This is a genomic window from Haemophilus sp. HMSC071C11 (assembly GCF_001837655.1).
GTDB lineage: Bacteria > Pseudomonadota > Gammaproteobacteria > Enterobacterales > Pasteurellaceae > Haemophilus > Haemophilus influenzae.
In genome coordinates this window covers 1-264 of the sequence record NZ_KV833396.1, presented here as the reverse complement: position 1 = coordinate 264, position 264 = coordinate 1, and the positions used below count along the sequence as shown (strand labels likewise).

Sequence of the window (264 nt, the reverse complement as noted above, 5' to 3'; positions counted from 1 at the left end):
CATCAATAAAACAACTAACAAGGAGTAAAAATGAAAACTATCACATTAAACATAAAAGGCATACATTGCGGCTGTTGCGTAAAAAGTCTTACTCAAGTTTTAACTGAATTAGATGGTGTACAATCTGCTGATGTGCAATTAGAGGGTAAATCAAATATTACTTTTGATGAAAATCGAGTCAATGTTGCACAGCTGATTGAGGTCATTGAAGATGCTGGATTTGACGCCACAGAGTAAAAAATTTCAATTCAGATTGGTGGGATG

The 264-nt window shown here is 34.5% G+C and carries 1 protein-coding gene; it reads left to right on the top strand.

The genetic code is table 11. From position 1 onward, the window contains the following. Nucleotides 1-30 precede the first annotated feature (30 nt). The gene (locus tag HMPREF2644_RS00155; RefSeq protein ID WP_005686717.1) at nt 31-237 is read left to right on the top strand and encodes a heavy-metal-associated domain-containing protein; all 207 of its coding nucleotides are present in this window, start codon (nt 31-33) and stop codon (nt 235-237) included. Nucleotides 238-264 lie beyond the last annotated feature (27 nt).

Bases quoted from the DNA above. Each gene is read 5' to 3' on its own strand.
- HMPREF2644_RS00155 (WP_005686717.1), top strand. From the start codon at position 31: ATGAAAACTATCACATTAAACATAAAAGGCATACATTGCGGCTGTTGC.